Annotated in this window: 22 protein-coding genes; 18 read left to right on the forward strand and 4 right to left on the reverse strand. The window is 63.8% G+C overall.

All coding sequences use genetic code 11. The annotated features are described in order from the left end of the window. Window positions 1-13: 13 nt before the first annotated feature. The 9 genes from UIB01_RS07125 to UIB01_RS07170 all read left to right on the forward strand — a co-directional run bounded on the left by UIB01_RS07125 (window position 14) and on the right by UIB01_RS07170 (window position 10,125). Window positions 14-2,107, forward strand: a complete 2,094-nt coding sequence (locus tag UIB01_RS07125; protein ID WP_038658195.1) for a molybdopterin-dependent oxidoreductase — start codon at window positions 14-16, stop codon at window positions 2,105-2,107. A 95-nt stretch (window positions 2,108-2,202) separates the two neighbouring features. Beyond that, window positions 2,203-3,312 (forward strand): NADH:flavin oxidoreductase/NADH oxidase, encoded by a 1,110-nt coding sequence (locus tag UIB01_RS07130; RefSeq protein ID WP_038658198.1) that lies wholly within the window; start codon window positions 2,203-2,205, stop codon window positions 3,310-3,312. Window positions 3,313-3,344: 32 nt separating this feature from the next. Beyond that, window positions 3,345-4,061 (forward strand): tellurite resistance TerB family protein, encoded by a 717-nt coding sequence (locus tag UIB01_RS07135; RefSeq protein ID WP_015276405.1) that lies wholly within the window; start codon window positions 3,345-3,347, stop codon window positions 4,059-4,061. Window positions 4,062-4,186: 125 nt separating this feature from the next. Next, window positions 4,187-5,282 (forward strand): peptide chain release factor 2 gene (gene prfB / locus UIB01_RS23060; RefSeq protein ID WP_096780450.1). Its coding sequence is split into 2 segments (ribosomal slippage): window positions 4,187-4,258 and window positions 4,260-5,282, totalling 1,095 coding nucleotides; the frame shifts between segments, so codons are not numbered across the junction. Window positions 5,283-5,346: 64 nt separating this feature from the next. Further along, a complete protein-coding gene (gene lysS, locus UIB01_RS07150; protein WP_038658206.1) occupies window positions 5,347-6,849 on the forward strand; it encodes a lysine--tRNA ligase in 1,503 nt (500 codons plus the stop codon). An 88-nt stretch (window positions 6,850-6,937) separates the two neighbouring features. Next, a complete protein-coding gene (locus UIB01_RS07155; RefSeq protein ID WP_038658209.1) occupies window positions 6,938-8,233 on the forward strand; it encodes a flavohemoglobin expression-modulating QEGLA motif protein in 1,296 nt (431 codons plus the stop codon). Between the two features lie 42 nt (window positions 8,234-8,275). Beyond that, window positions 8,276-8,935: a Bax inhibitor-1 family protein gene (locus UIB01_RS07160; RefSeq protein ID WP_038658212.1), complete on the forward strand. Its 660-nt coding sequence runs from the start codon at window positions 8,276-8,278 to the stop codon at window positions 8,933-8,935. A 57-nt stretch (window positions 8,936-8,992) separates the two neighbouring features. Further along, complete coding sequence (locus tag UIB01_RS07165) at window positions 8,993-9,739, forward strand: TIGR00266 family protein (RefSeq protein WP_015276410.1); 747 nt, start codon at window positions 8,993-8,995, stop codon at window positions 9,737-9,739. Between the two features lie 59 nt (window positions 9,740-9,798). Then, on the forward strand, window positions 9,799-10,125 hold the full coding sequence (locus tag UIB01_RS07170; RefSeq protein WP_015276411.1) for a PA3694 family proteiin: 327 nt from the start codon (window positions 9,799-9,801) through the stop codon (window positions 10,123-10,125). 104 nt (window positions 10,126-10,229) lie between these two features. On the opposite strand, the gene lptF is transcribed toward UIB01_RS07170, so the two are convergent. The 3 genes from lptF to UIB01_RS07185 form a co-directional block, all read right to left on the reverse strand. Then, window positions 10,230-11,012, reverse strand: coding sequence for a lipotoxin F family OmpA-related lipoprotein LptF (gene lptF, locus UIB01_RS07175; protein WP_038658215.1), 783 nt, complete (start codon window positions 11,010-11,012; stop codon window positions 10,230-10,232). 46 nt (window positions 11,013-11,058) lie between these two features. Beyond that, a complete protein-coding gene (locus UIB01_RS07180; protein WP_080695056.1) occupies window positions 11,059-11,451 on the reverse strand; it encodes a DUF4398 domain-containing protein in 393 nt (130 codons plus the stop codon). Window positions 11,452-11,727: 276 nt separating this feature from the next. Continuing rightward, entirely contained in the window at window positions 11,728-12,078 is a 351-nt protein-coding gene (locus tag UIB01_RS07185) for a hypothetical protein (RefSeq protein WP_038658221.1), read from the reverse strand. 251 nt (window positions 12,079-12,329) lie between these two features. On the opposite strand from UIB01_RS07185, the gene ppc reads away from it, so the two are divergent. The 7 genes from ppc (at window position 12,330) to UIB01_RS07220 (ending at window position 19,569) form a co-directional block, all read left to right on the forward strand. After that, on the forward strand, window positions 12,330-14,969 hold the full coding sequence (gene ppc / locus UIB01_RS07190; protein WP_038658223.1) for a phosphoenolpyruvate carboxylase: 2,640 nt from the start codon (window positions 12,330-12,332) through the stop codon (window positions 14,967-14,969). A 244-nt stretch (window positions 14,970-15,213) separates the two neighbouring features. Then, window positions 15,214-15,861 (forward strand): adenylate kinase, encoded by a 648-nt coding sequence (adk, locus tag UIB01_RS07195; RefSeq protein WP_038658226.1) that lies wholly within the window; start codon window positions 15,214-15,216, stop codon window positions 15,859-15,861. Window positions 15,862-16,004: 143 nt separating this feature from the next. Further along, window positions 16,005-16,682, forward strand: a complete 678-nt coding sequence (gene tsaB, locus UIB01_RS07200) for a tRNA (adenosine(37)-N6)-threonylcarbamoyltransferase complex dimerization subunit type 1 TsaB (RefSeq protein WP_038658229.1) — start codon at window positions 16,005-16,007, stop codon at window positions 16,680-16,682. Between the two features lie 64 nt (window positions 16,683-16,746). Then, complete coding sequence (locus UIB01_RS07205; protein WP_038658231.1) at window positions 16,747-17,091, forward strand: hypothetical protein; 345 nt, start codon at window positions 16,747-16,749, stop codon at window positions 17,089-17,091. 11 nt (window positions 17,092-17,102) lie between these two features. Further along, on the forward strand, window positions 17,103-17,963 hold the full coding sequence (locus UIB01_RS07210) for a DUF72 domain-containing protein (protein WP_500812329.1): 861 nt from the start codon (window positions 17,103-17,105) through the stop codon (window positions 17,961-17,963). A gap of 73 nt (window positions 17,964-18,036) precedes the next feature. Further along, a complete protein-coding gene (locus UIB01_RS07215; protein ID WP_038658236.1) occupies window positions 18,037-18,729 on the forward strand; it encodes an extensin-like domain-containing protein in 693 nt (230 codons plus the stop codon). A 63-nt stretch (window positions 18,730-18,792) separates the two neighbouring features. Next, window positions 18,793-19,569: a class I SAM-dependent methyltransferase gene (locus UIB01_RS07220; RefSeq protein ID WP_038658238.1), complete on the forward strand. Its 777-nt coding sequence runs from the start codon at window positions 18,793-18,795 to the stop codon at window positions 19,567-19,569. Between the two features lie 33 nt (window positions 19,570-19,602). Here UIB01_RS07220 and UIB01_RS07225 read toward each other — a convergent pair whose 3' ends face one another. Further along, window positions 19,603-20,238, reverse strand: coding sequence for a TetR/AcrR family transcriptional regulator (locus tag UIB01_RS07225; protein WP_038658241.1), 636 nt, complete (start codon window positions 20,236-20,238; stop codon window positions 19,603-19,605). Between the two features lie 93 nt (window positions 20,239-20,331). Between UIB01_RS07225 and UIB01_RS07230 the strand changes: the two genes are divergently transcribed. Continuing rightward, window positions 20,332-21,432: an efflux RND transporter periplasmic adaptor subunit gene (locus UIB01_RS07230; protein ID WP_038658244.1), complete on the forward strand. Its 1,101-nt coding sequence runs from the start codon at window positions 20,332-20,334 to the stop codon at window positions 21,430-21,432. A 5-nt stretch (window positions 21,433-21,437) separates the two neighbouring features. After that, window positions 21,438-24,518: an efflux RND transporter permease subunit gene (locus UIB01_RS07235; RefSeq protein ID WP_038658247.1), complete on the forward strand. Its 3,081-nt coding sequence runs from the start codon at window positions 21,438-21,440 to the stop codon at window positions 24,516-24,518. Window positions 24,519-24,548: the final 30 nt, after the last annotated feature.

The raw sequence follows: 24,548 nt of genomic DNA on the forward strand, positions 1-24,548 counted from the left end.
GCGGGAATCCGAAATGAGCGACATCAGCGTCCATCACCGTGCCTGTCACCTGTGCGAAGCCATCTGCGGCCTGACCATCCAGACCGAAGGCGAGCGCATCCTTTCGATCAAGGGCGACCCCCTCGACAGCTTCAGCCGCGGCCATATCTGTCCCAAGGCTGTCGCCCTGCAGGACATCCAGAACGACCCGGATCGCCTGCGCCACCCGATGCGTCGTTGCGGCGACGAATGGCAGGCGATTGGCTGGGACGAGGCGTACGAACTGATCGCCGAGCGCCTTGCTGAGATCCGCGAGCGCCACGGCGCCAATGCCGTGGCCATCTACCAGGGCAACCCGAGCGTGCACAACTACGGGCTGATGACCCACAGCAACTATTTCCTCGGTCTGTTGAAGACGCGCAACCGTTTTTCCGCGACCTCGGTCGATCAGCTGCCGCATCACCTGACCAGCCATCTGATGTACGGCCACGGCCTGCTATTGCCGGTGCCGGACATCGATCACACCGATTTCATGCTGATCCTCGGCGGCAACCCACTGGCCTCCAATGGCAGCATCATGACCGTGCCCGACGTAGAGAAGCGGTTGAAAGCGATCCGCGCCCGCGGCGGCAAGCTGGTGGTGGTCGACCCGCGCCGCAGCGAGACCGCAGCGATCGCCGATCAACATCTGTTCGTGCGGCCGGGACAAGACGCGGCGCTGCTGTTTGGCCTGCTCAATACCCTGTTCGAGGAAGGCCTGACGCGCGCCAGCGAGCTCCCGCTGGACGGCAACGAGGAGGTGCGCACGGCGATCGCCAAGTTTACCGCCGAGGCGATGAGCGCTCGTTGCGGGGTTCCGGCCGAGCAGATCCGCCAGCTGGCGCGGGATTTCGCAGCGGCGGACAAAGCGGTCTGCTACGGGCGCATGGGCGTTTCGACCCAGGCCTTCGGTACGCTCTGCCAGTGGCTGGTACAACTGATCAACCTGGTCACCGGCAATCTCGATCGGGTCGGCGGCGCGCTGTGCACCGAGCCCGCGGTGGATCTGGTGGAAACCACCTCCGGCGGCCATTTCGCTGCCTGGCACAGCCGGGTTTCGCAGTTGCCCGAGTACGGCGGCGAACTGCCGGTAGCGGCACTGGCCGAGGAGATGCTCGAGCCGGGGGATGGGCAGGTACGTGCGCTGGTCACCGTGGCCGGCAACCCGGTGCTCTCCACGCCCAACGGACGCAAGTTGGAGCAGGCGCTGGACGGGCTGGAGTTCATGCTCAGTGTGGATTTCTACATCAACGAAACCACTCGCTATGCCGACGTGATCCTGCCGCCGACCGCGCCGCTGGAGCACGACCATTACGACGCGACATTCAATCTGCTCGCCGTGCGCAACGTCACCCGCTTCAACCAGCCGGTGCTGCCCAAGCCCGAGGGTGCGCTGCACGACTGGGAAATCTTCATCGGGCTTGCCAGGGCCTACGCAGCACGGGTCGGCGTCGAGCTGAAGCCCACCATGCCGCCGCAGCAGATGATGGACCTGGCGCTGCGCCATGGGCCGTACGGTGACAAGTCCGAGCGCAAGCTGAGCCTGGCAGCGCTGGAGGATTATCCCCACGGCCTGGATCTAGGGCCGCTCAAGCCGAATCTGGCGCGGCGCCTGAAAACGCCGAACCAGCGCATCCAGGCCGCGCCGGCGCTGATGCTGGACGATCTGCAGCGCTTCGCCGCCGAGCCGCAGACCAAGAGCGACGAGCTGCTGCTGATCGGCCGCCGGCATGTACGCAGCAACAATTCCTGGATGCACAACTACCAGCGCCTGGTGAAGGGCAAACCGCGTCATCAGCTGCTGATGCACCCTGCGGACATGGCTGCTCGGACTTTGCAGGATGGCCAGCGTGTGCGCGTGCATTCGCGGGTCGGCGTGGTCGAGGTGGAGGCGCTGGCCAGCGAGGAGATGATGCTCGGCGTGGTCAGCCTGCCGCATGGCTGGGGCCACGCCCGTCCTGGCGTGCAAATGGATATCGCCCGGCAGCAACCGGGCGCCAGCAGTAACGACCTGACTGACGAGCGCCAGTTGGATGTATCCGGCAATGCCGCGCTCAACGGTGTGCCGGTGCAGGTCAGCGCTGCCTGAGGCGGGCAGTTCCACCGATGTCGGGCTGGGCATGACCGGCGAAACGGTCTCTACTGACGGGTGTCAAATCCGCATTCCCGACAGTAGAGGCCGACATGTCCCAGCTTTTCCAGCCGCTTACCCTGCGCCAGCTCAAACTGCCCAACCGGATTGCCGTATCGCCCATGTGCCAGTACTCGGCGAAGGCCGGGATGGCCAACGACTGGCATCTGGTGCACCTTGGCAGCCGGGCCGTAGGTGGCGCCGGCCTGGTAATCGTCGAAGCGACTGCGGTCAGCCCTGAAGGGCGGATTTCGCCGGACGACCTGGGTATCTGGTCCGACGAGCATGTCGAGCCGCTGCGCCGTATCACTCGCTTCATCGAGGCGCAGGGCGCGTTCGCTGGCGTGCAGTTGGCCCATGCCGGGCGCAAGGCGAGCACCTGGCGGCCCTGGCTCGGCAAGCACGGCAGCGTGCCGGTCGCCGCTGGCGGCTGGACCCCGGTCGGTCCTTCGACCATTGCTTTCTCGCCTGAACATGCCGTGCCGACGGCGCTGGACGCCGCCGGCATCGCGGGCGTCGTGCAGGCCTTCGTCGAGGCGGCCGAGCGCTCATTGGCTGCCGGCTTCAAGGTTGCTGAGGTACATGCGGCCCACGGCTACCTGCTGCATCAGTTCCTTTCACCGCTATCCAATCAGCGCCAGGATCGTTATGGCGGCTCGTTCGACAACCGTATCCGCCTGCTGCTGGAGGTCACCGCTGCGGTGCGCCAGGTCTGGCCCGAGGAATTGCCGCTGTTCGTCCGGCTGTCGGCGACCGACTGGGTCGATGATGGCTGGAATGCCGAGGAAACGGTCGAGCTTGCGCGGCGGCTCAGGGAAATTGGCGTCGACCTGATCGATGTGTCGTCTGGCGGCACCGCGGCCAACGCCGATATTCCAGTCGGGCCGGGCTACCAGACCCAGTTCGCCGAGCGCGTTCGCAAGGAGGCGAGCATCGCCACCGGCACGGTCGGCATGATTACCGAGGCGGTGCAGGCCGAGCACATCCTGCGCACCGGCCAGGCCGATCTGATTCTGCTCGCCCGCGAACTGCTGCGCGATCCCTACTGGCCACTGCATGCCGCCGAGGACCTGCGCGACAGTTCCGTGGCCTGGCCGGCGCAATACGTGCGCGCCGCCCATCGCGACACGCCGATTCGGCAGGTGCCCGAATCGTTCGACTAGCAATCCTTTACGTCATTCACGCGGAGAATCCGATGAAAACCAGTGGCCTTCTCGATCAACTGCTCAAGTCCGGGCAGGACCTGTTGCAGAAGCAGCAATCCGGCATGGGCGGCAAACCCGGCGGTGGTGGTTTGAGCGACCTGCTCTCCGGTGTCGGTGGTGGTTCTCTCGGCAAGGTGCTTTCCGGCAGTGGCAACAGCGCGCTGGCCGCCGGTGCCATGGGCCTGCTGCTGGGCAACCGCAAGGTGCGCAAGATGGGCGGCAAGGCAGTGACCTATGGCGGTTTGGCGGCGCTCGGCGTGCTCGCCTACAAGGCCTACAGCAACTGGCAGGCGCAGCAGGGCGGGACGCAGCAGCAGACGCCACAGACAATCGATCGCCTGCCGCCGGCAGAGGTCGAGGTGCACAGTCAGGGCATTCTCAAGGCACTGGTGGCAGCGGCCAAGGCCGACGGCCATGTCGACGCCCGTGAGCGCCAGCTGATCGAGGCAGAGCTGGGCAAGCTGGCTGATGCTGATCTGCAGCACTGGCTGGAGGCTGAGCTGAACAAGCCGCTGGACCCGGCCGATGTGGCCAGTAGCGCCAGTACGCCGGAGCTGGCTGCGGAGATGTACTTGGCCAGCGTGCTGATGGTCGACGAGGAGCATTTCATGGAGCGCGCCTACCTCGACGAACTGGCGCGCTGCCTGCAACTCGACCCAGACCTCAAAGCCGAACTGGAAAGCCAGGTACGCGGCGTGAGCGCCTGATCAGGCATTGCGAGTGCAAACCCGTTTCCCTGACCGTCTGCCGGCACGCCCGGCGGGCTGTCAGCACGGGTTGGCTGAGTTATAATCGCCAGCTTTTGCACCGTCCGATTGAGAGCTGCCTACCTATGGAAATCAACCCGATCCTTAACAGCATCAAGGACCTGTCCGAGCGCACCCTGTCAATTCGGGGGTATCTTTGACTACGATCAGAAGCATGATCGTCTCGTCGAAGTAAACCGCGAACTCGAAGACCCCAACGTCTGGAACAAGCCCGAATACGCCCAGAGCCTGGGCCGTGAACGCGCCACCCTGGCGCAGATTGTCGAAACCATCGATGACCTCGATGGCGGACTTGCCGACTCTCGCGACCTGCTCGACATGGCGGTCGAAGAAGATGATCAAGGCGCCGTTGATGATGTGGCCGCCGAGCTGGACCGTCTGCGCGGAATCCTCGAAAAGCTCGAATTCCGCCGCATGTTCAGCCACGAGATGGACCCGAATAACTGCTACCTGGACATCCAGGCCGGTTCCGGCGGCACCGAGGCGCAGGACTGGGCGAACATCCTGCTGCGCATGTACCTGCGCTGGGCCGACAAGCGCGGCTTCACTGCTGAGATCGTCGAGCTGTCCGAGGGCGAAGTCGCCGGTATCAAGGGCGCTACCGTTCACATCAAGGGTGAATATGCTTTTGGCTGGTTGCGCACCGAGATCGGCGTGCACCGCCTGGTGCGCAAGAGCCCGTTCGACTCCGGCGCCCGTCGCCACACCTCGTTCTCGGCGGTATTCGTCTCGCCCGAGATCGACGACAGGGTGGAGATCGAAATCAACCCGGCCGACCTGCGCATCGACACCTACCGTTCCTCCGGCGCCGGTGGTCAGCACGTAAACACCACCGATTCGGCCGTGCGTATCACCCACGTGCCGACCAATACCGTGGTGGCCTGCCAGAACGAACGTTCCCAGCACGCCAACAAGGACACCGCCATGAAGATGCTGCGGGCCAAGTTGTACGAACTGGAAATGCAGAAGCGCAACGCCGCCTCTCAGGCGCTGGAAGACAGCAAGTCGGACATTGGCTGGGGGCACCAGATCCGTTCCTACGTGCTCGACGACTCGCGCATCAAGGATCTGCGTACCGGTGTGGAGCGCAGCGATTGCCAGAAGGTGCTCGACGGCGACCTCGACGGATACCTCGAAGCCAGCCTGAAACAGGGGCTCTGAGAGCAGCTGCAAGCCTCAAGCCGCAAGCACCCCCATTGAAACGATTTGACCGGGACGACCCGCAATGAGTGAACAACCGCTGAACCAGCACGCTATCCAAGAGGAAGAAAACAAGCTGATCGCCCAGCGCAAGGAAAAGCTTGCTGCCGTGCGCGAGCAGGGCAATGCCTTCCCCAATGACTTCCGTCGTGACCGCTATGCAGGCGACCTGCAGAAACAGTACGCCGAGAAGACCAAGGAGGAGCTGGAAGCGGAGGCCATTCCGGTCAAGGTCGCCGGACGCATCATGCTCAACCGCGGGCCGTTCATGGTGCTGCAGGATATGAGCGGGCGCATCCAGGTCTATGTCGATCGCAAGACGCTGCCGGCCGAGCAAGTCGAGGCGGTCAAGCACTTCGACCTGGGCGACATCATCGCCGCCGAAGGCACGCTGGCGCGCTCGGGCAAGGGCGACCTGTACGTCTACATGAGCAGCGTGCGTCTGTTGACCAAGTCGCTGCGTCCGCTCCCTGACAAGTTCCACGGCCTGACCGACACCGAGCAGCGCTATCGCCAGCGCTACGTCGATCTGATGGTCAATGAGGAAGTCCGCGAAACATTCCGCGTGCGCTCCCAGGTCATCTCGCATATCCGCAAATTCCTCGCCGAGCGTGACTTCCTCGAAGTCGAAACGCCGATGCTGCAGACCATCCCCGGCGGCGCTGCGGCCAAACCGTTCGAGACCCATCACAATGCGCTGGACATGCCGATGTTCCTGCGTATCGCGCCGGAGCTCTATCTGAAGCGTCTGGTAGTGGGTGGCTTCGAGCGCGTGTTCGAGATCAACCGCAACTTCCGTAACGAAGGCGTCTCAACCCGGCACAACCCCGAGTTCACCATGCTCGAGTTCTACCAGGCCTACGCCGACTACGAAGACAACATGGACCTTACCGAGGAGCTGTTCCGCGAGCTGGCCCTGGCGGTGCTCGGCAGCACTGACGTGCCCTATGGCGACAAGGTGTTCCATTTCGGCGAGCCGTTCGCGCGGCTGTCGGTGTTCGACTCGATCCTCAAGTTCAACCCGGAAATCTCGGCCTCCGATCTCAATGATCTGGAGAAGGCCCGTGCCATCGCCAAGAAGGCGGGCGCCAAGCTGCTCGGTCACGAAGGCCTGGGCAAGCTGCAGGTGATGATTTTCGAGGAGCTGGTCGAGCACAAGCTGGAACAGCCGACCTTCATCACCGAGTATCCGTTCGAGGTCTCGCCGCTGGCGCGCCGCAACGACCGCAACCCCAATGTCACCGATCGCTTCGAGCTGTTCATCGGTGGTCGTGAAATCGCCAACGCCTATTCCGAGCTCAACGACGCCGAGGATCAGGCCGAGCGCTTTCACGCGCAGGTGGCGGACAAGGACGCCGGCGACGACGAGGCCATGCACTTCGACGCCGACTTCGTGCGTGCGCTGGAATACGGCATGCCGCCGACCGCCGGCGAGGGTATCGGCATTGACCGCCTGGTGATGCTGCTGACCAACTCGCCGTCGATCCGCGACGTGATCCTCTTCCCGCACATGCGTCCGGAACTCTGATCCACTGAACGCACCAACCCGCAGTGTGCTGGCGCAGGCATCTGCGGGTGTAACCTCAACGGTACGGATCATCCGTGAAGAGGTAGCGATGAATACCCGTAACAACCTGGACGAATACCAGAGCATCGTGCGCGCGCTGTCAGACCGCATCGTCGAGGCGCAAACCCCAGTGCGCGTGCTGGACGCGGTCAAGTGGGACGAGAACACCCGCCAGGGCTTTTTCGCCGCCAAGGGCCGTGAGCTGCCAAAGATCGATCGCGGTTACTACGAGGGTCGGCCACTGGCTTTCGATTCCAGCGCGAAGAAGCAGGAATTCCAGGACATCGAGCGCGACATCACCCGCCAGCTAGGCCAGTTCAACCCGGTCGGGCAGATCATGCGGCGCATGTGCAAGGAATACCGCATGGTCATCCGCATGCTCGAGGCGCGTGGCACACCGGACTTCGGCATGATCTCCCAGGAGCTCTACGGCGCGGCATCCGACGCCTTTCACGCGGGCGATCCAACCCTGGCCGACCTCGGCCTTATGCTCTCCGACTATCTGAACAACATCGCCGACCGTGGCGACCTGCGTGACGAGCCGAAGAATCTCACCGCGCCGCAGGCCGTCGAGCTGCTGCAGAAGCGGCTGGATGTGGTATTCGGCGAAGGCGAGGGCGTGATCCGTGTTTTCGAGTCCGATGGCATCCTCGCCGATGCGGCAGCGGGCGCCGACTACATCAAGATCCGCAGCGACGCGCTGTTCAACGAGCGTGACGTGCGCGCGCTGGAGGTTCACGAAGGCCTGGTGCACGTCGGCACCACGCTAAACGGGCAGAACCAGCCGATCTGCACCTTTCTCGCCAAGGGGCCGCCGTCTTCCACGGTGACTCAGGAAGGTCTGGCAATCCTGATGGAGGTGATCGCCTTCGCCTCCTACCCGACGCGCCTGCGCAAGCTGACCAACCGCACCCGCGCCATTCACATGGCCGAGGAAGGTGCCGACTTTCTCGACGTGTTCGCCTTCTTCCGCGAGCAGGGCTATGGCGACGACGAGAGCTACAGCAACGCCAGCCGCGTGTTCCGTGGCTCGACGCCGGATGGCTTGCCCTTCACCAAGGACCTGTCCTACCTGAAGGGCTTCATCATGATCTACAACTACATCCAGCTCGCCGTGCGCAAGGGCCAGCTCGAGCAGATCCCGTTGCTGTTCTGCGGCAAGACCACGCTGGAGGACATGCGCACGCTGCGCCAGCTGGTGGACGAAGGCATGGTGGTGCCGCCCAAGTATCTGCCGCAGCAGTTTCAGGATCTCAACGCACTATCGGCCTGGATGTGTTTCTCCAACTTCCTCAATCACCTGAGTCTGGATCGTATCGAAGCCGACTACGCCAACATTCTCTGACCCGAACAACCGGATACACCTCACGCAAGGAAGCGTAACGACATGGAAAACCCCGTCTTTGCCCGTCGGTCCAGTCCGCTGGACCGCACCCTCTCGGCTGGCGCATACAACCTCGTCATTGGCCTGACCCTTTGCTGGGGCTTCTGGGTCAACTGGTGGATGGTGGGCAACATCCCCGTCGAGTCCATTCGCAGCATCCATCCCTGGTTGTTCGTTGGCGGCTACTTCGTCAGCTGCCTGGCCGGCGCCTGGCTGTTCCATCGCTCGAACAAGCCCTGGGTGAGCTTCCTTGGTTACAACCTGGTGGTGGTGCCGTTCGGGTTGGTCGTCAACCTGGTAGTCAGCCGCTACGACAGCGCGCTGGTGCATGAGGCGATCCGCATCACGGCACTGGTAACCCTGGGCATGATGCTGCTGGGCACGCTGTTTCCGAGGTTCTTTGCCAGCATCGCCCGTGCGCTGACAGTGGCGCTGCTGCTGGTGATCGTCGTCGAGCTGGTCGAGCTGTTCATCCTCGGCATCCACCATGGTGTGATCGACTGGATCGTGGTGCTGATCTTCTGCGGCTATGTCGGCGTTGACTGGGGGCGGGCAAACCAGATTCCCAAGACGCTGGACAACGCCATCGACAGCGCCGCGGCGCTCTATATGGACATCATCAACCTGTTCCTGCGTATCCTGCGCATTCTCGGGCGCAAATAGGCGAGGGCAGCCGAGGCCGCTGTCGCTGCGCTGCAATCACAGGATCAGGAGCTCGCCGTGGCCAGTCACGAACTCGAATACGAAATCCTCGGACAGTCCGCGCAGAGCGTGGAAATCATCCTCGATCCCGGCGAGACGGTGATCGCCGAGGCCGGCGCGATGAACTACATGACCGATGGCGTGCGCTTCGAGGCACGCATGGGCGATGGCTCGGCGAGCGGTGTGCTCGGCAAGCTGTGGGGCATGGGCAAGCGGATGATCACCGGCGAGTCGCTGTTCCTCACCCATTTCACCAACCAGGGCAAGGGACAGGCACGGGTTGCCTTCGCAGCGCCGTATCCGGGTACGGTGGTGCCGGTAGACCTTGCGGCGCTTGGTGGTCAATTGATCTGCCAGAAGGACGCTTTTCTTTGTGCGGCCTATGGCACGCGGATCGGCATCAGCTTCAGCAAGCGTATCGGTGCCGGCTTCTTCGGCGGCGAGGGCTTCATTCTGCAGCGCCTGGATGGCGACGGGCTGGCCTTCGTTCACGCCGGCGGTACGGTGATCCGCAAGGAGCTGAACAACGAAACCCTGCGCCTGGATACGGGTTGTCTGGTGGCTTTCACGCCGGGCATCGACTACGACATCCAGCTGGCTGGTGGGCTGCGCAGCATGCTGTTCGGTGGTGAAGGGCTGCTGCTGACTACGCTCAAGGGCACCGGGAGTGTCTGGATTCAGAGCCTGCCGTTTTCGCGCCTGGCCGAGCGGGTCTACGAGGCCACCTATCAGGCGCGTGGCGAAACCCGTGCCGGCGGCAAATGAGCTGACGCCGGAGCACTCGAATTTGCCACAATGCGCGCTTTGGCCCGCTGAGATCGTCCATGTCCGAACGCAATCCCATTCCGCTGATCCTCACCGCAATTGGCAGCGTGGTTGGCACCGTCGCCGTGCTGACCTACTACGGCTATGTGCATATCGCCAAGCCTGAAGACGCACTGTTGTTGGCCGACTACACCATGCTCAAGACCGTTCCCGGCGAAGACTACCGGGTATCGCTGAAGCCGGCCTCGCAGGTGGCGCAGTGCATCGATGGCGTGCTGGTGCTGTTCGATACCGAGCAGAAGGGCCTGACCGGTGTGCTGGTGGACAACAAGAAGCGCGCCGTGCGCTGCATGGAAGAACAGGTGCCGGCTGGCCTGCTGCGTTGATCGTATGGCGACGCTGCCGTGCATAAACGCGGCCGCTTGAAACAGAAACGCTCCCGACGCGTTGATGGCGTCGGGAGCGTTCGCTCAGCTCCTGAGGTGCTGGATCAGCGCATCGACGAGCGTGGTGCCACCGGCTTGTTGTCGTCGGAAATCGTTACTTCCACACGACGATTCATGGCGCGGCCGGCCGAATCGCTGTTGCTTGCCACCGGGTATTCCTTGCCATAACCCTGCGACACGATGCGCTGGGGGTCGACGCCCATCTTCACCAGCGCGGTGCGCACCGAGTTGGCGCGGCGCTCTGAGAGGCGCTGATTGTATTCAGCGGAACCAGTGCTGTCGGTGTAGCCCTCGACGATCACCTTGCGCTCAGGGTTCTCATTGAGGAAGTCAGCCAGTTTTTGCACGCTGCGCATGCCGCCTGGCTTGAGCTCGGCGCGGTCGTAGTCGAACAGCACGTCACCGAAGGTCACCAGCGTGCCGCGTTCGGTCTGCTTGGCCTGCATGTCTTCCTGCAGTTTGCGGATCTGCGCGTCGCGGGCTTCCAGGCGTGCTTCGGCACGCTGAGCCGAGGCCTTGCCTAGGTTCTCCTCGGCCGCACGCAGTGCGATGGTTTGCTCGGCGAGTTCGATGCGGCGTTTGGTCAGGTAGGCCAGCTGGTCGACCGTCTCTTTATCTGCATCGTTAAGGTAGGCCTTATTCGCCTTGTCCAGCATGTTGCTGGCGTCCTGGGTTTCCAGTGCGGCGACCTTGCTGGCACGCGAGTCGCTTTGCAGCGCGGAGAAGCTGCTGCGCGCATCTTCGAGGTTTTCGTTGGGCTGACTGGCGCAGGCCACCAGGCCGATGCTCAGGGCTAGCATGGTAGGCAGAGTTACGAGCTTATGCATGACGAGTTCATCCTATGGCTATAAATGGAATGGCGGCGTTGGGGGATCAGCGAACGTTGCGCATGCCTTCTTCGCGTAGTTCCTGAATTCCCTTCTGCGCGTCGTCCACGGCTTTCTGAGCCTTGGCCGCTTCAGCCTTGCGTTCGGCTACGCGGGCATCCCATTCGGCCTGTTCGGCCAGCTTGCGGGCTTCTTCGTAGTTTTCCTTCTGCATGGCCATTTCGGCCTGCTTCCATTTTTCCTGCGCGGCGCGCATTTCGACCGCAGCGTACTCAGGGCCGCCGGCACTGACGGCGCTGCGCACTGCCGATTCAGTCACGGCGAACTGCTCGGTCGGTGGGTTGCCCGCGCATGCGGTCAGCAGCAGGCCGCCAAGGGCAATGGCCGCCAGCTTGGGTAGCTGAAATCTCGAAGCGTGGGTTGCGACAGCTTTGTTCATGGTCAGTCTCCAGTTCGATTGCATACGAATAGCTACCGTCCCTGGCTGGGCAGTGCTGATTAGGTCACTACCGATATCGGGACATATTTTTGTGAGGCCTGGCGGCGCTAATCGTTCAGTCAAAATTGGCGAGCTAGAGCGGCTGTCACGAACGACGTCCGTATCGATGAGCACGCGAGGACTGCCGTACGGGCGGCTGGAGTGGTTGCGCGACGGTGGAAAAGCAGGCGCCCGGGTAGGGCGCCTGCGCGGCATGCAAGGGCTGCGTTTTGCCGCTCAGTTAGACGGTGCGGGAGTCTTCTCTTCGTCGAGCATGCGCTTGAGATGTTTGCGCGACAGTTCGAGAAAGCGCGGGGTGGGGCCGGCGTCCTCGTAGACCGGATCGCCCTGTTCATCGGTGGCGATCACTTGAGTGCCCCGGACGTAAGGCAGGCTGGTTTCGACAGCCTCCAGAGCGGCGCCGACCAGTTCGCCGAGCAGCGCCTCGGTGCTGCGCTTGGGATACATCTCGGCGAGCGCCGCGAGCCGTGCTGCGCTTTCGACATCCAATGGGATGCTGTAGGTGGTCTGGCTCATGTGGCCCTTGGCGTCCCGTTCCCAATGGCTGACAAGCTCGGAAATTCTCATGATTACTCCTTTGCCCGCGCATACGAGCGGTAATGACGTGTAGCTTTGGTGCTCGTGCCACGTGGCTGCCAGCACTGATGTCTTGTCAGCGCCTGGCGCGGTGGGCACTCTGGTTGGAGATAATTTCAGCGTAGCCGTTCAGGATCGTTTTCCCAGCAGAGCGTCTGATGCAATGCGGCGAACCGGTCGCATCAGCCGAGCGAGGCTCGCGAAACTCATTTGGCCGTATTGGCGGGAGGAGCAAGAAGGTCATGGCGAAAATCATCGATGCACGTCTGCGCGACAACGTACATCTGCTTGGCGAGCTGCTCGGCAACACCATCCGTGTGCAGCACGGCGACCAGTTCTTCGACAAGATCGAACGCATCCGCAAGGGCGCCAAGGCAGCACGCAAGGGGTCTGCCGAGGGCGCGCAGCTGTTGACCGAGACGCTCGATAGTCTCGACGAAAGCGAGCTCCTGCCAATGACCCGGGCGTTCAACCAGTTCCTCAACCTGGCCAACATCGCCGAACAGTACCACCAGGTCCGCCGCCGCACGGCAGGCGAGCCGGTACCCTTCGAAACCAGCGTGTTTGCCGATCTGATCGAACGCCTCAAGGCAGCAGGGCATGGCGACGAGTTCATCGCGCGGCAGGTCAGCCGGCTGGAGATCGAGCTGGTGCTGACGGCGCATCCCACCGAAGTTTCTCGTCGCACGTTGATCCAGAAGTACGACGCCATCGCCGAGCAACTGGCGGCTCGCGACCACACCGACCTCTCCGACGCCGAGCAGGCGAAGATCGAGCTGCAGTTGCAGCGTCTGATCGCCGAGGTCTGGCACACCGAGGAGATCCGGCGTAACCGGCCCACCCCGGTCGAAGAAGCTCGATGGGGCTTCGCGGCGATCGAAAACTCGCTGTGGAAGGCCGTGCCCAACGTGTTGCGTCAGACCGATGCGACCCTCCGGCGTGCGACCGGCCTGCACTTGCCGCTGGAGGCCGCGCCGATCCGTTTCGCGTCCTGGATGGGTGGCGACCGTGATGGCAACCCCAACGTGACCGCCATGGTGTCTCGTGAGGTCCTGCTGACGGCACGCTGGATGGCTGCCGACCTTTACCTGCGGGAGATCGAGGGGCTGATCACCGCGCTGTCGATGAGCGAAGCCAGCGAAGAGCTGCGGCGTCAGAGCGGCGACTCGGCCGAACCCTATCGGGTGCTGCTCAAGCCCCTGCGCCATCGACTGCGGGCAACCCGGGATTGGGCGCGTGCTGCTATCGAGCACGGCCAGCCGGCTCCGTCCGAGGTGCTGCACGATTGCGCCGAACTGCGCCGGCCCCTGGAGTTGTGCTACCGCTCGCTGCATGCTTGTGGCATGGGCATGATCGCCGATGGCGCGCTGCTCGACTGCCTGCGGCGGCTGGCCGTGTTCGGGCTGTTCCTGGTACGGCTGGACATTCGCCAGGATGCCGCACGGCATGCCGCCGCACTGGCAGAAATCACCGATTACCTCGGGCTGGGCGATTACCAGCAGTGGGATGAGCAGCGCCGGCTGGATTGGCTGCAGCTCGAGTTGAGCAGTCGCCGCCCGTTGCTGCCGGCTCACTATCATCCGTCCGCCGATACTGCCGAGGTGCTGGCTACCTGCGCGGTGATCGCCGAAGCGCCTGCCACCTCGCTGGGTTCCTACGTCATTTCCATGGCCCATGCAGCGTCCGATGTGCTCGCCGTGCAGCTGCTGCTCAAGGAGGCTGGTCTGCAGCGGCCAATGCGTGTGGTACCGCTGTTCGAAACCCTCGATGACCTCAATAACGCCGCGCCGATCATCGACCGCCTGCTTGCCCTGCCAGGTTATCGCCAGCGTCTACAGGGGCCGCAGGAGGTGATGATCGGCTACTCCGACTCGGCCAAGGATGCCGGCACCACGGCCGCCGCCTGGGCCCAGTATCGTGCACAGGAACAGCTGGTGGATGTATGCCGTAAGCACGGCGTCGAGCTGCTGCTGTTCCATGGCCGTGGCGGTACGGTGGGACGTGGCGGCGGCCCTGCGCATGCGGCGATCCTCTCGCAGCCGCCGGGGTCGGTGGCCGGCCGTTTCCGCACCACCGAACAGGGCGAGATGATCCGCTTCAAGTTCGGCCTGCCGGACATCGCCGAGCAGAACCTCAACCTCTATCTCGCGGCAGTGCTCGAAGCGACGCTACTGCCACCGCCGATGCCCGAACCTGGCTGGCGCGAAACCATGGATCGCCTCGCCGCCGAAGGTGTGGCTGCCTATCGGGGTGTGGTGCGCGAGCATCCGCTGTTCGTCGACTACTTCCGCCAGGCGACACCGGAGCTGGAACTGGGGCGTCTGCCGCTGGGCAGTCGGCCTTCCAAGCGTCGCGAAGGTGGGGTGGAGAGCCTGCGGGCGATACCCTGGATTTTCGCCTGGACGCAGACGCGGCTGATGCTGCCCGCCTGGCTCGGCTGGGAACAGGCATTGCACAACGCGCTGCAGCGTGGGGAGGGTGGCTGCCTGGCTGAGATGCGTGCGCGTTGGCCATTCTTCAGCACGCGCATCGATATGCTGGAAATGGTGCTGGCCAAGGCCGATGCTGACATCGCGCGGCGTTACGACGAGCGCCTGGTACAGCCGGAACTGCTTTCACTCGGCAGCGATTTGCGTGACCGATTGTCGCAGGTGGTGGGCGCCGTACTGAGCGTGACTGGCCAGGTCGACCTGCTCGATCACAGCCCGAAGACCCAGGAAGCGTTCAGCCTGCGCAACACCTATCTCGATCCGTTGCACCTGCTGCAGATCGAACTGCTGGCCCGTTCAAGGCAGCAGCAGAACCCAGCAGACAGCCCGCTCGAGCAGGCTCTGCTGGTCAGTGTCGCCGGCATTGCGGCGGGGTTGCGCAACACCGGCTAAGCCCGCGCGACACTCCGGGCGGCGGCGTCATGTGGCGCCGTCGCTGGTCAGCATTTGCGTCGAATCGTGACATTTATGAGGTTCGATAGACGTTTTCGGGACGGCTTGTGCCGTCCCGGTGCGCTGTGTATCGTGTTCAACCTTTTGTCGCATGGCGGCAAACCAGATTTTTTGATTCGTCAGCGAAGAGCCGCGTCGGCCCGCTGGCAGGGTCACCCCCTTCTAAGAAACTCGAGGACTCATCATGCGTGTGATTCTGCTGGGAGCGCCCGGTGCCGGAAAAGGTACCCAGGCTGGCTTCATTACCAAAAAATTCGGTATTCCGCAGATCTCCACGGGCGACATGCTGCGTGCGGCAGTCAAGGCTGGCACCGAGCTGGGTCTGAAAGCCAAGAGTGTGATGGATGCCGGTGGCCTGGTGTCCGATGATCTGATCATCAACCTGGTCAAGGAGCGTATTGCTCAGCCCGATTGCGCCAACGGCTTCCTGTTTGACGGCTTTCCACGCACCATTCCTCAGGCTGAAGCGCTGAAGGAAGCCGGCGTGCGTATCGACAACGTGATCGAGATCGCCGTGGACGACGAGGAAATCGTCGGCCGTATCGCCGGTCGCCGCGTGCACCCGGCCTCGGGTCGCGTTTACCACACCGAGCACAACCCGCCGAAGGTTGCCGGTCAGGACGACGAAACCGGTGAGGAGCTGATCCAGCGCGACGACGACAAGGAAGAGACCGTGCGTCATCGCCTGTCGGTCTACCATGCGCAGACCAAGCCGCTGGTGGATTTCTACCAGAGCCTGGCCGCTGCCGAAGGCACGCCGAAGTACAGCCGTATCGAGGGTGTCGGTTCGGTGGACGAGATCACCGCCAAGGTGTTCGCCGCACTGAGCTGATCGAACCCGCGCTGCACGGATCGATGAAAATGCCCGTATCCAACGATACGGGCATTTTTTTGCCCGACGCTCTGGGCACAACGAAAGAACCGGCACTGCGAATACGCTAGAATCGGCGCCTTTTCACCGACCGGACCAACCCGATGACCACTCTGCTGGCCCTGGATACCGCCACCGAAGCCTGCTCAGTCGCCCTGCTGCATGACGGCAAGGTGCTGAGCCACTACGAGGTGATTCCACGTCTGCATGCCCAGCGATTGCTGCCGATGGTACAAGCGCTGCTCGGCGAGGCTGGAGTGGCGCTTTCCGCAGTAGATGCCATCGCGTTCGGACGGGGACCGGGTGCGTTTACCGGTGTGCGGATTGCGATCGGTGTGGTGCAGGGTCTGGCGTATGCGTTGCAGCGTCCGGTGCTACCCGTTTCGACCCTGGCGACCATCGCTCAGCGAGCCTGGCGCGAGCACGGCGCGGCGCAGGTCGCGGCGGCCATCGATGCACGCATGGACGAGGTTTATTGGGGCTGCTACCGCGAGCACGGTGGGGAGATGCAGCTGGTCGGTAGCGAAGCTGTGCTGCCGCCCGAGCAGGCCGTGCTGCCGCGTGATGCGGGTGACGACTGGTTCGGTGCCGGTACCGGCTGGTGCTACGCCGAGCGGATACCGGCCGCCGTACGAGCAAGCGACGCGGGCATGCTGCCGCATGCCGAGGATCTGCTGCGTCTGGCGACTTTCGCCTGGCAGCGAGGCGAGGCGCTGGAGGCCGATCAGGCCCAGCCGGTCTACTTGCGCGACAACGTCGCAACACCGAAAGGGATCAAATGACGAGGAGCGTTGCCAAAGTCCTGGCTGCCCGTTAGAGTCGCCGGGCCTCTGATCGAGTCGAATAATGCGCGTCGAAAGCTCCTTTCCTGTTCCCTATTCAACGGATCGTTCTGCCCGTACCGGCAGGGCGGCGGATAGCTATGGGGAAACGCAGCGGGCGGCGCAGGCGCAGCGTGGGGTCGACAGCCGCTCCGGGCAGGACTACCAGCCTCAGGCCGATCGTCCGCAGCAGCGGGTCAACTCCAGCGCGTTGGTCGAGCGCTACTCCGCATTCCGCTATGACGAGCCGCAGCCGGAGCGCCCATTGCCCAGCCGCGTGGCTCAGGCGCTGGCCAGCTATACCAGTACGGCGAGTTTCCGTGTCGATTTCGACGGCACCGAAGTGCTCGGACTCGACCTCTACGCCTGAGGCGGTCCGATCTGCCAGAGCTTCCCTATTACCTCGGTTGTCCCTCCTGGAACGAGAGTGCCTGGCTCGGATCGTTGTATCCGGCGGGTACGCCAGCGTCCGATTTCCTAGCCAGCTATTGTTCGGCCTTCAATACGGTCGAAGGCAACACCACGCTCTACGCCTGGCCATCGGAGCAAAAGGTCCAGCGCTGGGCCTGCGAGATGCCCGAGGGCTTCCGCTTCTGTGCCAAATTTCCCCGCGATGTCAGCCAGGCCGGCGATCTGCCTGCGGCGCTGGAGCAGGCGCATGCCTTCCAGCGGCTGTTGCTGCCATTGGGGCGAAGGGTAACGCCGTTCTGGCTGCAACTGCCCGCCAGCGTTGGGCCATCTAGACTGAGCGAGCTTGCGGCGTTCATCGATGGCTTCGACGCAGCGCTGGCGGTCGAGGTGCGGCATCCCGGGTACTTCGACCGAGGGGATGGTGAGCGCGCATTGAACCGATTGCTGCGTGATCGCGGCATCGAGCGCATCTGCCTCGATACCCGTGCGTTGTTCAGCTGCCAGTCCCGCGATCCGGCGCTGTTGCATGCGCAAAGCAAGAAGCCTCGGCTGCCGGTGCGCCCGGTGGCATTCAGCGATTCGCCGCAGCTGCGCTTCGTCGGTCACCCCGAGCTGGAGGCGAACGACGCATTCATGGCGCCCTGGCTGGACAAGGTGGCTGGTTGGATCGAGGCCGGCAAGACGCCGCACGTCTATCTGCACACCCCGGACAATCACCGTGCGCCCGAGTTGGCGATGCGCTTCCACGCGCTGCTGAGTGAGCGCCTGTCCGGACTGCCGGCCCTGCCTACGTTGCAGGCTGCGCCGCAACTGTCCCTGCTCGCCGATTGAGTCAGGTCTGCGGCCCGACCACTTTTGTAAAACATCGCCCCCAACTTCGCGCGCTCGGCGTTGCCCATAAGGAATGACCTTTGGCCGCTTCTTCCTTCTGCTGTTGCTGCTGTTAGCAGGCTTCACCCTGGCGGTGCGGCAGGAACTGATCGACATCCCGCCGCGCTGGAACCCCTGGGCACCGTTGGACATCCGTGAGCCGCCGAACCTGTTGACACCGCTCAAGCTACGGCGCCTGCAGCAGGACCGAACGCTCTGCGAACAGGCGCTCGCCACGGCGCCGCTGCGTTACGCTGCCGTGCCGGACAGCACACCGGAGCCGGGCTGCCCGGTCGAGAACAGCGTGCGCGTGCAGGGCTCGGACGTGCGCTTCAGCGGGCCGTTTCTCGCCACCTGCCCGCTGGCGGCAGCTTATGCGATGTTCGAGTTGCACGGACTTCAGCCGGCGGCGCAGACGGTCTTCGGCCAGCCGGTAGTACGCATCGATCACTTCGGCAGCTTCGCCTGTCGCAACATCGCGCGTAGCAATCGGCGCAGCCAGCACGCCAGCGCCAATGCACTGGATCTGGCCGGTTTCCGCCTGCAGGATGGCACCCGCATCACCGTGGCGCGGGACTGGCAGGGCGACGGCGACAAGGCGCGCTTTCTGCGCCTAGTCCGCGATGCTGCCTGCGATGCGTTCAACGTCACGCTTGGGCCCGAGTACAACGCGGCCCATCACGACCACTTTCACGTCGATATGGGTGGTTTCGGCATGTGCCGCTGACGATTGGGGCGCATCCCGGAATGCTCTGGCACAATGCGCTGCTTTCATTGTTGCCGGTGTTCCATGTCTGCAAGCCATCCTCTAGTTCGGATTGAACCGCTCGCTCCGCAATTTTCCGCAGTAGCCCATGAGTGGGCGCTGCGTCTGGGCTTGCCGGAAGGGCAGGGCGAGGCCGAGTTTGCTCTACAGATTGGCGAATCCGGCCTGCAACTGCAGTTGCTCGAAGCGCAGGCGCCGGGGCCGGTGCGGGTTGATTTCGTCGAAGGCGCAGCGGCGCACCGGCGGCAGTTCGGTGGTGGCAGCGGGCAGATGATCGCCAAAGCCGTGGGCATCCAGCCGGGTATTCGCCCTCGGGTGCTGGACGCCACCGCCGGTCTGGGGCGCGATGCCTTCGTGCTGGCGACGCTGGGCTGTGAAGTCAGCCTGATCGAACGTCAGCCGCTGATTGCCGCGCTGTTGGAGGATGGTCTGAGTCGCGCCTCAGGCGACGCTGACGTGGCTGCGATCGCCGCGCGGATGACCTTGCTCAAGGGCAATGCCATCGAGTTGATGCAGCAGTGGCAGGGCGAAACGCCGCAGGTCATCTACCTCGATCCGATGTTTCCCCATCGCGACAAGAGTGCGCTGGTGAAGAAGGAGATGCGCCTGTTCCGACCCTTCGTCGGTGACGATATGGATGCGCCGGCGCTGCTGGCCGCGGCGCTGGAGCTGGCCAGCCATCGGGTGGTGGTCAAGCGCCCGCGCAAGGCGCCGGCAATCGAAGGCAGCAAGCCCGGCTACAGTCTGGAAGGCAAATCCAGCCGCTACGACATCTATCCGAAAAAGAAGCTGCAGGCCTGACGCCGGCAGCCTGCCGCTTCGCCATGGCTCGGCTCAGCCGCGATAGGCGCGCAGGAATACCGTCACCACATCGCGCACGTGCAGGTTGCTTTCCTCCTCCGTTGGCGCCTCGGCATAGCCGACCAGCATGCGGAAGTGCTGTGCACCCTTGATCAGCGAGCAGAAATGCTCGGCGGCCCGCAGCGGGTCGTCGATGTCCAGCAGGCGCAGCGTGTTGGCGCTGCTGAACAGCTGTTGCAGATCGCTCAGCAGCTGCTGCGGGCCGGCATCGAAGAACATCTTCACCAGACTCGGATTCTGCGTCGCCATCGCCACCATCACCCGATGCAGGCCGATGGACTCGGGGCTATTGACCAGTTCATTGAAGGCCCTGCCGATCGCTAGCAGCACCTCCTCGATGTCGCAATCTGCATCCAGTTGAAACAGGCGCCTCGGTAGCCGCGTTTCGCAGGTCGCCTTCACCGCTGCACTGAACAGCGCCTCCTTGTCCTTGAAGTGGCTGTACAGCGTCAGCTTGGAAACGCCGGCTTCGGCGGCGATGGCTTCCATGCTGCTGCCTTCGTAGCCGTTGCCGAGAAACAGCACCTGCGCGGCGGCAAGGATCGCCTCGCGCTTGACGGGGTCCTTCGGGCGGCCGGGGCCGGGGGATGCGGAATGGTTTTCTATCATGGGTGTTTTAATAGTGGACTGGCTGGTACGGTATTTTTACTATACCCGGCAGTATAAGTATTCCAATCCGCTTCGCGACAGAGAGACTTCATCGTGTTCCGACATGCCTTGTCCCTTGCCTCTACGCTCGGCTGTGCCCTTGTTCTGGTTGCCTGTGGCAACGGCGAGACGCCGCAGCAGCTGCCTCGTCCGGTCATGGTGGTGCAGCCGCAGCCTGCCAGCGAGGCACGCGAAAGCTATCCCGGCGAGGTGCACGCGCGCTACGAACCTGAGCTGGCGTTCCGCATCGGCGGCAAGGTCGTCGAGCGCCTGGTCGAAGCGGGCGACCGCGTACGCAAGGACCAGCCCCTGGCGCGTCTCGATCCACAGGACGTGCGGCTGCAGCTGGACGGCATGCGTGCGCAGGTGGCGGCGGCGGAAGCCAATCTGCGCGTGGCCAAGGCCGAGCATGACCGCTACCAGGCGCTGCTCGGTCGTCAGCTGGTCAGCCAGTCGCAGTTCGACAATGCCGACAACGCCTATCGTGCTGCGGCAGCCCGTTTGCAGCAGGCGCGGGCTGAGTTCGATGTGGCCAGCAATCAGGTCGATTACGCCGTGCTGCGTGCGACCAGCGATGGCCTGATCGCGCAGCGGCGAGTCGAGGTAGGGCAGGTGGTCGCCGCCGGGCAGACCGCGTTCGTGCTGGCGGCCGATGGTGAGCGCGAGGTCGCTATCGATCTGCCGGAACAGTCGCTGGAGCGCTACCGGGTTGGCCAGGACGTCGAGGTCGAACTCTGGTCGCAGCCGGGGCGCCACTATCTCGGCAAGATCCGCGAACTCTCTCCGGCTGCCGATGCGCAGTCCCGGACCTATTCGGCGCGTGTCGCCTTCAGCGAGCAGGAGGTACCCGCCGAGTTGGGTCAGAGCGCGCTGGTCAGCATTCGCCGTGATGGCGAGGTTTCGCTGGCGGTACCGCTCTCCGCGCTCAGTGCCGAACAGGGCAAGGCGCATGTCTGGCGGCTGAAGGCCGATTCCACCGTGGAACGGGTGGAAGTCCGAACCGGGCCGTTTGGCGAACAGCTGGTACCGATCCTCGATGGGTTGGAGGCCGACGACTGGATCGTCCTGGCAGGGGTGCAGATGCTCAGCGATAACCAGCCGGTTCGCCCGGTGGATCGCCACAATCGCCCCGTCGAGCTGGCCGCCCAGGAGTAACCGCGATGCGCTTCAACCTTTCCGCCTGGGCGCTGCAGAACCGCCAGATCGTCGTCTACCTGATGCTCCTGCTGGCGATTGTCGGCGCGCTGTCGTACAGCAAGCTCGGCCAGAGTGAGGACCCGCCGTTCACCTTCAAGGCGATGGTCATCCAGACGCAATGGCCGGGCGCCACCGCCGAGGAGATGTCGCGCCAGGTCACCGAGCGCATCGAGAAGAAGCTGATGGAAACCGGCGAGTACGAGCGCATCGTCTCGTTCTCCCGGCCGGGCGAATCCAACGTCACCTTCATGGCGCGTGACTCGATGCGCTCGAAGGATATTCCCGACCTCTGGTACCAGATCCGCAAGAAGATCGGCGACATCCAGCACACCTTTCCGCCGGGAGTGCGCGGACCGTTCTTCAATGACGAATTCGGCACCACCTTCGGCAACATCTACGCCCTGACCGGCAGCGGTTTCGACTACGCGATCCTCAAGGACTACGCCGACCGCATCCAGCTGCAACTGCAGCGGGTGAAGAGCGTCGGCAAGGTCGAGCTGATCGGCCTGCAGGACGAGAAAATCTGGATCGAGCTGTCCAACGTCAAGCTGGCCACGCTCGGCGTGCCGCTGGAAGCCGTGCGCCAGGCACTGGAGGCGCAGAACGCGGTGACCGCCGCCGGTTTCGTCGAGACCATCAGCGATCGGGTACAACTGCGTGTTACCGGCAGCTTCGAGACGGTCAAGGAGATTCGCGATTTCCCCATCCGCGTGGCCGGTCGCACCTTCCGCATCGGCGACGTGGCCGAGGTGCATCGCGGCTTCAACGACCCGCCCGCGCCGCGCATGCGCTTCATGGGCGAGCCAGCGCTGGGGCTGGCGGTATCAATGAAAAGCGGTGGCGACATCCTGGTGCTGGGCCAGGCACTGGAGCAGGAGTTCGCCCGCCTGCAGCAGGAGCTGCCCGCCGGGATGCAGCTGCGCAAGGTCTCCGATCAACCGGCCGCGGTGAAGACCAGCGTCGGCGAGTTCGTCAAGGTGCTGATCGAGGCGCTGGTGATCGTGTTGCTGGTGAGCTTCTTCTCGCTCGGCGTGCGTACCGGGCTGGTGGTCGCGCTGTCGATTCCGCTGGTGCTGGCCATGACCTTTGCCGCCATGAGCTATCTGGACATCGGCCTGCACAAGATCTCCCTTGGCGCCCTGGTCCTGGCTCTCGGGCTGATGGTGGACGACGCGATCATTGCGGTGGAGATGATGGCGATCAAGATGGAGCAGGGCTACGACCGCCTCAAGGCCGCCAGCTTCGCCTGGACCAGCACGGCGTTCCCGATGCTGACCGGCACACTGATCACCGCGGCGGGTTTCCTGCCGATTGCCACCGCCAATTCCAGCACCGGCGAATACACCCGTTCGATCTTCCAGGTGGTGACCATCTCCCTGATCGCTTCCTGGATCGCCGCGGTGATGTTCGTGCCGCTGATCGGCGAAAAGCTGCTGCCCGATCTGGCCAAGAAATCGGCCCATAAGCACGGCGCAAGCAGTGCAAGCCACGATCCCTATGCCACACCGTTCTACCAGCGCGTGCGTCGCGTGGTGACCTTCTGTGTGCGCCGGCGCAAGACCGTCATCCTGCTCACTCTGGCGATCTTCGCCGCAGCGGTGGTGCTGTTCCGCCTGGTGCCGCAACAGTTCTTCCCCGCCTCGGGCCGCCTCGAACTGATGGTCGACCTCAAACTGGCCGAAGGCGCTTCGTTGAAGGCGACAGAAGCGGAGGTCGCGCGGCTGGAGCAGCTGCTCAAGGAACGTGCCGGCATCGACAACTACGTGGCCTACGTCGGTACCGGCTCGCCGCGTTTCTACCTGCCGCTGGATCAGCAGCTGCCGGCGACCAGCTTCGCCCAGTTCGTCGTGCTGGCGGATAGCATCGAATCCCGCGAGGCTCTGCGCAGCTGGCTGATCGAGCGCATGCGCGAAGATTTCCCCAGCCTGCGCGGCCGCGTGACCCGGCTGGAGAATGGCCCGCCGGTGGGCTATCCGGTGCAGTTCCGCGTCACCGGCGAACACATCGACGTGGTACGTAGGCTGGCCCGTCAGGTGGCTGCCAAAGTGAACGAGAACCCGCACGTGGCCAACGTCCATCTGGACTGGCAGGAGCCGAGCAAGATGGTCCGGCTCAACGTCGATCAGGACCGCGCCCGTGCACTGGGCGTGACCACCGCCGAGCTGTCCGGCTTCTTGCGGCGCACCTTCACCGGCAGCAGCGTCAGCCAGTTCCGCGAAGACAACGAGCTGATCGAGATCCTTCTGCGTGGCACCGAACGTGAGCGGCTTGAACTGTCGATGCTGCCGAGTCTGGCGATCCCCACTGAGAGCGGGCGCAGCGTGCCGCTGTCGCAGGTAGCAACGCTCGAGTACGGCTTCGAGGAGGGCGTGATCTGGCATCGCAACCGCCTGCCGACGGTCACCATGCGCGCCGACGTGTACGGAGAGCAGCAGCCAGCCGCACTGGTGCGGGAGATCGAGCCGACGCTGGCGGATATTCGCGCGCAATTGCCCGGTGGCTACCTGCTAGAGGTGGGCGGCACGGTCGAGGATTCCGAGCGCGGTCAGCGCTCGGTGAATGCCGGCATGCCGCTGTTCGTCATCGTCGTGCTGACCCTGTTGATGGCGCAGCTCAAGAGTTTCTCTCGCTCGGCCATGGTGTTCCTCACCGCGCCGCTGGGCATCATCGGTGTGGCGCTGTTCCTGCTGTTGTTCGGCCAGCCGTTCGGCTTCGTCGCCATGCTCGGCACCATCGCCTTGTCGGGGATGATCATGCGCAACTCGGTGATACTGGTGGACCAGATCGAGCAGGACATCGGTGCCGGTCAGGCGCGTTTCACTGCGATCGTCGAAGCCACCGTGCGCCGCTTCCGACCGATCGTGCTCACTGCGCTGGCATCGGTGCTGGCGATGATTCCACTGTCGCGCAGCATCTTCTTCGGGCCGATGGCGGTGGCGATCATGGGTGGTCTGATCGTCGCAACCGCGCTGACGCTGTTGTTCCTGCCAGCCTTGTATGCCGCCTGGTTCAAAGTCCGCGAAGGGGAGGCCAGCGCCAGCTGACGGCGCTTATCAGGCGCGCCTGATAAGCGC

Source organism: Stutzerimonas decontaminans (genome assembly GCF_000661915.1).
Lineage (GTDB): Bacteria > Pseudomonadota > Gammaproteobacteria > Pseudomonadales > Pseudomonadaceae > Stutzerimonas > Stutzerimonas decontaminans.

Excerpts from the sequence above, each read along its gene's own strand:
- ppc (WP_038658223.1), top strand. The coding sequence starts at position 12,330 with ATGGCGAAAATCATCGATGCACGTCTGCGCGACAACGTACATCTGCTT.
- UIB01_RS07185 (WP_038658221.1), bottom strand. The coding sequence starts at position 12,078 with ATGAGAATTTCCGAGCTTGTCAGCCATTGGGAACGGGACGCCAAGGGC.
- UIB01_RS07130 (WP_038658198.1), top strand. The coding sequence starts at position 2,203 with ATGTCCCAGCTTTTCCAGCCGCTTACCCTGCGCCAGCTCAAACTGCCC.
- UIB01_RS07235 (WP_038658247.1), top strand. The coding sequence starts at position 21,438 with ATGCGCTTCAACCTTTCCGCCTGGGCGCTGCAGAACCGCCAGATCGTC.
- lysS (WP_038658206.1), top strand. The coding sequence starts at position 5,347 with ATGAGTGAACAACCGCTGAACCAGCACGCTATCCAAGAGGAAGAAAAC.
- UIB01_RS07135 (WP_015276405.1), top strand. The coding sequence starts at position 3,345 with ATGAAAACCAGTGGCCTTCTCGATCAACTGCTCAAGTCCGGGCAGGAC.
- adk (WP_038658226.1), top strand. The coding sequence starts at position 15,214 with ATGCGTGTGATTCTGCTGGGAGCGCCCGGTGCCGGAAAAGGTACCCAG.
- UIB01_RS07180 (WP_080695056.1), bottom strand. The coding sequence starts at position 11,451 with ATGAACAAAGCTGTCGCAACCCACGCTTCGAGATTTCAGCTACCCAAG.
- UIB01_RS07160 (WP_038658212.1), top strand. The coding sequence starts at position 8,276 with ATGGAAAACCCCGTCTTTGCCCGTCGGTCCAGTCCGCTGGACCGCACC.
- UIB01_RS07225 (WP_038658241.1), bottom strand. The coding sequence starts at position 20,238 with ATGATAGAAAACCATTCCGCATCCCCCGGCCCCGGCCGCCCGAAGGAC.
- lptF (WP_038658215.1), bottom strand. The coding sequence starts at position 11,012 with ATGCATAAGCTCGTAACTCTGCCTACCATGCTAGCCCTGAGCATCGGC.
- UIB01_RS07205 (WP_038658231.1), top strand. The coding sequence starts at position 16,747 with ATGCGCGTCGAAAGCTCCTTTCCTGTTCCCTATTCAACGGATCGTTCT.
- UIB01_RS07220 (WP_038658238.1), top strand. The coding sequence starts at position 18,793 with ATGTCTGCAAGCCATCCTCTAGTTCGGATTGAACCGCTCGCTCCGCAA.
- tsaB (WP_038658229.1), top strand. The coding sequence starts at position 16,005 with ATGACCACTCTGCTGGCCCTGGATACCGCCACCGAAGCCTGCTCAGTC.
- UIB01_RS07170 (WP_015276411.1), top strand. The coding sequence starts at position 9,799 with ATGTCCGAACGCAATCCCATTCCGCTGATCCTCACCGCAATTGGCAGC.
- UIB01_RS07125 (WP_038658195.1), top strand. The coding sequence starts at position 14 with ATGAGCGACATCAGCGTCCATCACCGTGCCTGTCACCTGTGCGAAGCC.
- UIB01_RS07155 (WP_038658209.1), top strand. The coding sequence starts at position 6,938 with ATGAATACCCGTAACAACCTGGACGAATACCAGAGCATCGTGCGCGCG.
- UIB01_RS07215 (WP_038658236.1), top strand. The coding sequence starts at position 18,037 with ATGACCTTTGGCCGCTTCTTCCTTCTGCTGTTGCTGCTGTTAGCAGGC.